At 67.8% G+C, this 6,809-nt stretch carries 8 protein-coding genes; 7 read left to right on the plus strand and 1 reads right to left on the minus strand.

The window, feature by feature from the left end:
• Window positions 1–38: 38 nt before the first annotated feature.
• The 5 genes from WDA27_05115 (at window position 39) to WDA27_05135 (ending at window position 3,331) form a co-directional block, all read left to right on the plus strand.
• Window positions 39–1,268, plus strand: coding sequence for an ROK family transcriptional regulator (locus WDA27_05115; protein ID MFA5890314.1), 1,230 nt, complete (start codon window positions 39–41; stop codon window positions 1,266–1,268).
• A complete protein-coding gene (locus WDA27_05120; protein ID MFA5890315.1) occupies window positions 1,265–1,957 on the plus strand; it encodes an ROK family protein in 693 nt (230 codons plus the stop codon). The genes WDA27_05115 and WDA27_05120 overlap by 4 nt, the downstream gene beginning before the upstream one ends.
• Window positions 1,958–2,033: 76 nt before the next feature.
• Window positions 2,034–2,333 carry a BrnT family toxin gene (locus tag WDA27_05125; GenBank protein MFA5890316.1) on the plus strand — a complete coding sequence of 100 codons (300 nt, stop codon included), beginning with the start codon at window positions 2,034–2,036 and terminating at the stop codon, window positions 2,331–2,333.
• Entirely contained in the window at window positions 2,330–2,608 is a 279-nt protein-coding gene (locus WDA27_05130; protein MFA5890317.1) for a BrnA antitoxin family protein, read from the plus strand. Before WDA27_05125 ends, WDA27_05130 begins: the two co-directional genes overlap by 4 nt.
• A 99-nt stretch (window positions 2,609–2,707) precedes the next feature.
• Window positions 2,708–3,331, plus strand: coding sequence for a hypothetical protein (locus WDA27_05135; GenBank protein ID MFA5890318.1), 624 nt, complete (start codon window positions 2,708–2,710; stop codon window positions 3,329–3,331).
• A gap of 198 nt (window positions 3,332–3,529) precedes the next feature.
• On the opposite strand, the gene WDA27_05140 is transcribed toward WDA27_05135, so the two are convergent.
• Window positions 3,530–4,897 (minus strand): beta-N-acetylglucosaminidase domain-containing protein, encoded by a 1,368-nt coding sequence (locus tag WDA27_05140; protein ID MFA5890319.1) that lies wholly within the window; start codon window positions 4,895–4,897, stop codon window positions 3,530–3,532.
• A 25-nt stretch (window positions 4,898–4,922) separates the two neighbouring features.
• Here WDA27_05140 and WDA27_05145 point away from each other — a divergent pair, with 25 nt between their 5' ends.
• On the plus strand, window positions 4,923–5,603 hold the full coding sequence (locus tag WDA27_05145) for a 6-phosphogluconolactonase (GenBank protein MFA5890320.1): 681 nt from the start codon (window positions 4,923–4,925) through the stop codon (window positions 5,601–5,603).
• Window positions 5,600–6,679 carry an amidohydrolase family protein gene (locus WDA27_05150; protein MFA5890321.1) on the plus strand — a complete coding sequence of 360 codons (1,080 nt, stop codon included), beginning with the start codon at window positions 5,600–5,602 and terminating at the stop codon, window positions 6,677–6,679. Before WDA27_05145 ends, WDA27_05150 begins: the two co-directional genes overlap by 4 nt.
• Window positions 6,680–6,809 lie beyond the last annotated feature (130 nt).

The following is a 6,809-nucleotide window of genomic DNA, read 5'->3' on the forward strand; positions in this document are numbered from 1 at the left end:
AACCGGGAAGGGACGGCGACGTCGGTAGGATGCCGTCCGTGGAACGCCCTTCACAAAGATCGATCGGCGCGCGCGGTCGCGGTAACGGCCGCAACGGCCACGGCTCCGTGCTATCGCCCAGCCGGATCGGCGACGTCAACCGTTCACGCGTACTCCAAGCCCTATGTGACAACGGCCCGCTGTCGCGCGCAGAGCTGGCCCGCATGGCCGGCGTCCCGCGCGCAACGATCGGCGGCATCGTGCGTCCGCTGCTGGAAAGCTCGTTGCTCGAAGAAGGCGCTCCCGACCGCAGCGTCACCAAAGTCGGCAAGCCGGGACGTCCGCTGTGGTTTCGCTCGGGCGCCGGCCTGTCTGCCGCCGTCGCACTTCACCGGGATGCTTGCGAAGCCGCGCTCATCAGCGCGCGCGGCGAGATCCTCGAGCACACCTCCGTACCGATGTCGGACCCGGCCGACCTGCGCGCGGTGCACCGCGACATCAACGCAGCGCTGTCGGGGGTTCTCTCCGGACAACCGCAACTGCTGGGAGCCGGCGTCGCCGTCCCCGGCGCGTGCGACACCGCGCGCGGACACATCGTCGGGTCAAGTCAGATCCCCTCACTCACCGGCCACTCCCTCGCGGGAGTGCTGGAGCGCCGGCTGGAGTCGCGCGTGTTGATCGACAACGACTCACGCGCGCAGGCCCTGGGTGAGAAGTGGTTCGGGGAAGGACGCGGAGTCGGCACCTTCGCATCCATCCAGACCGGACACGGACTCGGCGTCGGCCTCGTGCTGTCGGGACTCGTCTTCCGCGGGGACGACGGCTTGACCGGAGAAATCGGCCACACCTGCATCGATCCCGCGGGCGCGCGCTGCAGTTGCGGACTGCGAGGTTGCTGGGAAACGATCGCCACGCTGCAGTGGCTGCGCAAGGAAGCCCGCCGCCTGAAGCTGCCCGGCGCCGCATCCCTAGACGCGGCGTCACTCGCGACACTCGCAGCGGACGGATCCCGCGAGGCACGCGACTTGCTCGACCGCTACGCCGACAACTTGGCCGTCGGGCTGGCGAACCTGGTGAACTTGATCAACCCGCAGCGCATGATCCTTCACGGAGATGCCGCGCGCGGCGGCCCGCAGTTCCACGAACGCATCGTGAACAAGACGCGCGCGCGCGTCTTGGAGAACCTGCGCCCGTCCCTTGATCTGGTGCCTTCCCCACTGGATCAGCGTGCGACTCTGCTCGGCGCGGCGGGACTCGTGCTTTCCGAGACCTTCAACCTCGCAACATGAGCGCGCGCGCGGTCTGCATCGAAATCGGCGGCGGGAGCATCCAGACCGTCGTCTTCGACAACGGCACTCCTCGCTTCGTCGACGGACCCCACGAGGTCCCCGGCGCGCCTCTTCTGATCGCTGTTCCCGGCCTGATCGAAGGGACCCGCGTGCTCGCCGCCTCGAACCTTGGGTGGCTGAACGCCGATCCGGTTGAGAAACTCGGCCTGCAAGGCCCGTTGCACGTCTTGCGCAACGACGCCGAAGCAGCCGCGCTCGGCGAAGCGGTACTGCGCGGCGCTACCGACCTCGCCTACGTCGGACTGGGAACCGGAGTCGGCGGCGCAATCGTGCGCGACGGAGTCGTCGTCGCGGCGAACTTGTTCGGCCATGACGGCGAGTTTGGAAACCGAATCTGCCCGTGCGGACGCACCGGGTGTTTGGAAACCGTCGCCGCAGGCTGGGCGCTGCCCGAACGACTGGAGCCGACCGACATTGTGCGCGTCGCGAAGGCTGTCGCGAGCGTGTTGCGCGCCGCGCGCGCGCCGAAGTTGATCGTTGTTGCCGGCGGCATGTCCCGGCGCTACCCCGAGATCGCGCGCGCGCTCGCCGACGTACTACCCGAGCACGCCGTCGAGGCCTCGCGCGCGCCCGCACAGGCGAAGTCGGCCGCCGCCTGGGGCCTCCTCCGCCTCGCCGGCCTGAGCTAAGCGCCGAGCCGGGGCCCACCTCCCCTTTCAGGGAAGAGCCTTGACAGCATGTATATCGCTGCGATATACATGCTCGGTGGGTATCCTTGAGAATCTGCAGGAATGCATCGCCTTCGAGTGGGATGAAGGCAACTCCAGCAAGAGCCTCGAGAAGCATCGGGTCAGTGATGGTGAGTGTGAGGAGATCTTCTTCAACAGCCCTCTCGTGGTCGGCGAGGACTCAACCCACTCCCAGATGGAACCACGAGGCTTTGCTCTGGGATCCACGAACACCGGTCGCCTGCTATTCGCGGTGTTCACGATCCGCAGACAACTGGTCCGAGTGATCTCCGCGCGAGACATGACCGCGGCCGAGAGGAAGCGATTTCGCAAATGACCAAGAAGATCCCCAAGTTCAAAGACGAGGGTTCCGAGCGGAAGTTCTGGGCCGAGCACGATTCCTCCGAGTACGTGGAATGGGATCAGGCCGAGCGCGTTGTCCTTTCCAATCTGAAACCATCCCAAAAGACGATCTCGTTACGGCTCCCGGAAATGATGCTCGCTGAACTCAAGCGCCTCGCAAACAAGCGAGATGTCCCGTATCAGTCTCTGCTCAAGATGTTTCTTGCCGAACGTCTCGACGAGGAATCCCGGAAGTCGCAGGCAAGCTGACTCGCGCGCGCCCGCACAGGCAAAGTCGGCCGCCGCCTGGGGCCTCCTCCGCCTCGCCGGCATCGACTGAGCCGGCCGGACTCCTATACTGGCCGCGGCATGGGCGGCTCCGAACGGCTCCCATCGGCCCGAGCGTATCGGGGACTCGGCGCCCGGCTCGAGGCCGCATCGGCGGTGGCCGCCATCGGGATCGCCTTCGCGTTGACCCAAGATCAACGCGCGACGACCCTGCACATCGCGTCGGCCTGGACCGTCGTCGGCTTCTCCATCTGGCCCCTCGCCCGCATGCTCGCCGGGACCGGGCGCGCGGCCGTCGCCGACGCTGTGGCCGCGGGCGGCGTCCTGGTGGCGACGGTCGGCTGCTACACCATCGGAGGGCTGGCATTCGGCGTCCCGGCGCTACTACTGATCGCCGCCGCCTCAGTGCGCCACGAGTCCGCCGACAAGATCGCTGGGCCTTCGGAGGCCGGCCGACCGCAACTGATCGTCGCGACCGGCATCGCGTGCATCGGCGCGTTTCTCGGTCTGTCGATGACGGCCGTCGCGTTCGCGGGCTACGGGCTGTCGCTGGTCGCGATCAGTCTCTTCGGACGGATGCTGAGCGCGCGCCGACGCCGGGCGGCGCGGAGATCCGGCGTCGGCTGGCTCCAAGCCGCCGGCATCGTGCTCGGCCTCAACGCTCTCGCGTGGTCCATCACCATCGCCCTTGCGTCGATCCTGTGACCTGCAATCGGGACACGACCACAAGCAAACGGACGCGACACCACGCTGCGACGGTCGAGGTCGCAGCGCTGCGTACGCCTTTTGTCCATTGGCAGCGCGCGCCGGAATCGGCCGAAGTCCCATAGCGCGCGCGCTTCCGGGACCGCGCTCAGGCCCGAGCGCAGAGGCGGCCGCCGGGTCGCACGCCGATGCAAACGCTCATCGCTTGCCCTCCAGCGCGAAACGGCACAGGCGATCGGTCAAGTTCTCGCCTTCGATCAACGCCGCGGGAACCGCGCGCGCCGAACCGTCGCGCCACTCGGTCACCGGGTAGTAGGCCCAGCGAACACCGAACAGTTGCTGACGAGCGTGGCGCGCGCGCGCCCAAGTCTCGGCGGTGGCAAACGCGTAGTCGGCGCGCCGCGCCGGTTCGGTGCGAATGACTTCGATCGCCGCGCGCATCGCGACGGCCTCGGCTTCCCATTGGTCCACCCAGGCCGCGACTTCTTCCGCAAGCGCGGGGTCCAATTCGGCACGCAGTGATTCGCACGCCGGCTGCTCGGCTATGGCTTTGACCAAGTCGACATCAAGAAACTCGATGAGCGGTTGGGGGTCTCCACCGGCGATCACTTGATCGACCCAACCGGCAATCTCGGCGTCGGGATCGGGGTCACCGATCCACGCGCGTGAGGCGCGCGCCAGACGCTCGATCCCGGGGAACTCCCTTAAGCATTCGCGCCACACGGCCTCGGGATCTCCGGTCGGGTCCTGCCAAAACCTCGCGCCACACGCGAGCCCGACGCGGCTCGCCAGGGGGAAGCTCATGAAGTTGAAGAACACCCCGGTGGTGACCTCGGGCAAGCGAGGGTCGCGCCCGCGATAGGGACCAAGGTGCAGCACCCCGGCCATCGGTCCGTCGTTCACGGGGTAGTTCTCAGCAAAAAGCAGCGGCCGCCCCAGCTCTTGACCAAGGCGCGCCGCGCAGTCGGCATCGACCGTCGGACTCACGATCGACGGTCCGGTCCACATCACGTCGACGCCCTCGGGCAGGCCGGCGAAGAAGGACCGCAAGTATGGAGTCGCCACATCCGTGGCGTAATCGGTGGGACACGTAACCCACCGGAAGCCATCGCCCAATCCGTCGACGGCCGCCGCGACCGCGGCGGCGTGCGCCGACCCGAGTTCGGCTCCGCCGGGTGGAACGTCGTCGAAAGCGACGCCGAGCGCCCGAGCGCCGGTTGCGGCGAGGGACCGCAGTTTCTCGACGAGAGGCGCTTCGTCGGTTCCGGGCGTCCAATCCAGCCCGGGCGATACGACCATCGCGACGGCGACGCCTGCACGCTCCCCCTCGGCGACCAGTTCGGCGAACTCCGCAAGCCGTTCAGCGGGGTAAGGATCGCGCCAGTTGCGTCGGTGCAAGGGGTCGTCTTTCGGAGCGTGCGCAAAGGTGTTGAAACCGTGGGCGCCGAGCCAGCGAACCAAATCAATGCGCTCGCGCGGATCCAGAGGGCGGCCGTAGTACCCCTCGACCGCTCCAAGCCAGCGTTTACGGTTGACGTCGATTCGGCTATTATGTAGCGTATTCATACAAACAGCAACCCTTGAGAACGCGATGGCAATTCTGGTCAGACGAGCCGCAAACGCCCCGATGCACGCCTCGGCCTTCCGGTCCTGGCTGCACGAAGCGGTTTCGTCGTCCTTCGCTCCGTACGTCGCCCTCGCCGTCGGCGACAGCACCCTACCGCTCTACTCCGGCTTGCCGATGCCCGACCCGGCATGGAATGGCAAGTGCATCATCCCCCTGGACGAGTTAGTGCCGGCGCCGCGCGACCCCGAGTTTTCGTTTTCGCGCCGCCTGGCGCGCGCCCTGCCCGAGGCGCTTCGCCCACTGCTCTCCCCGATCACTCCCGGACCCGACGCCGGCCAATCCGCCGCACAACTCGGCACAGCCGTTGAGCGCGACGGATTGGCGGTCTGCGTGCTCGGACTCGGACCGGACGGACACATCGCGTTCAACCAACCCGGCAGCACCGACGACGCGCCGACGCGCGTCGTCGAGATCGCGCCGGAGAACCTCGAGCGCCTCGGGGATGTCGCTCCCGCCACGCACGCGATCACGCTCGGCGTGCGAACGATATTGCGCGCGCACGCGATCGCGTTGGTCGTGGACGGTCCGGGAAAGACCGATGCCGTCCGGCGCGCGCTGGAGGGACCGGAAGGTGCCGACGCCCCGGTATCCTGGCTCCGCAAACACCCAAATGTTGTGGTTTTCGTGAACGGAAACGACCAATGAGGTTGACGCTGGCGGCACCCGCGGCAGATGGTGCCGATGGTCACATCCTCGTCGCCATGGACGGCGGCAAGTTCACCCATTCGGCGGGTGCGCCGGACGTTACTCTGCCCGAGGGGTGGAAGCTCACACCCGGGCTGGTCGACCTTCAGGTCAACGGCATCGACGATGTCTTCCCCCTGGAGGATCCCTCCCGACTCCCCGACCTCGACGCGCTGCTTGCCGCGCGCGGCGTCGCGCGGTACCTCGTCGCGGCCCCGACGGCGGACCCGGCCGCGGTGCACGACTTGGCGCGCGCGGCAGCGGAGTTCACCGCCGGCGGCGACACCGGTTGCGCCGGGTTGCACCTGGAAGGCCCGGTTCTATCTCCGGCGCATGCCGGGGCGCACCCGATCGAGCACTTGCGCAACGGAGACGACGCCCAGGCGCGTGCTCTGCTGGATCTGCCCGGCGTGCGACTCGTCACTTTGGCCCCAGAGGTTCAAGGTGGCCTCGCCTACGCTGCCGAAGCCACGGCGCGAGGCATCGCCGTTGCGGCCGGCCACACCGGCATGAGCGCCGCCCAAGCCAACGAGGCGATCGCGCGCGGCATCACGCTGGCGACGCACATATTCAACGCAATGACTCCGATACATCAGCGCGCGCCGGGATGTGCCCTCGTGTACCTCCTGCATCCCGGCGCGCGCCCCACGTTCATCGCCGACGGCGTCCACCTAGCCGACGAACTAGTCGAGCTGATCCTGCGCCTCGCGGGTGATCGCGCCATCCTGGTCAGCGATGCAGCCCCCTCCACCGGAGTGCAGCGCGCGCGCCCCAACGACGGACGACTGGCCGGCTCCGAGGCCGGCCTCTTCGACGGCGTTTGCAGGCTCGTGCACACCCACGGACTCTCACATGCTCAAGCCGCGCACCTCGCGAGCGGACACCCCGCCAATGTTCTTGGCAACCCTCACCCAGGGGTGTTCGCTCCGGGTGCGTCGGCCGACCTAACGATCGTGGACTCCAGCTGCGATCCCGTCGGCACCATCCGCAACGGCGAGTTCGTGTATCAAACCCCGGAGTGCGCGGCCCTGTTCTGAGGGTCACACGCGCTGCCGCGCGACCGAACCGCGTGCGCCGTCGAACGTCGCGACCGAACCGCGCGCGCGACCCGTTCTGGTGTGAAGTAAGTGCCACATGTGGCACCGATCCGACACCAGTTCCGCGCGG

It is taken from the genome of Actinomycetota bacterium, from assembly GCA_041658565.1.
Lineage (GTDB): Bacteria > Actinomycetota > AC-67 > AC-67 > AC-67 > JBAZZY01.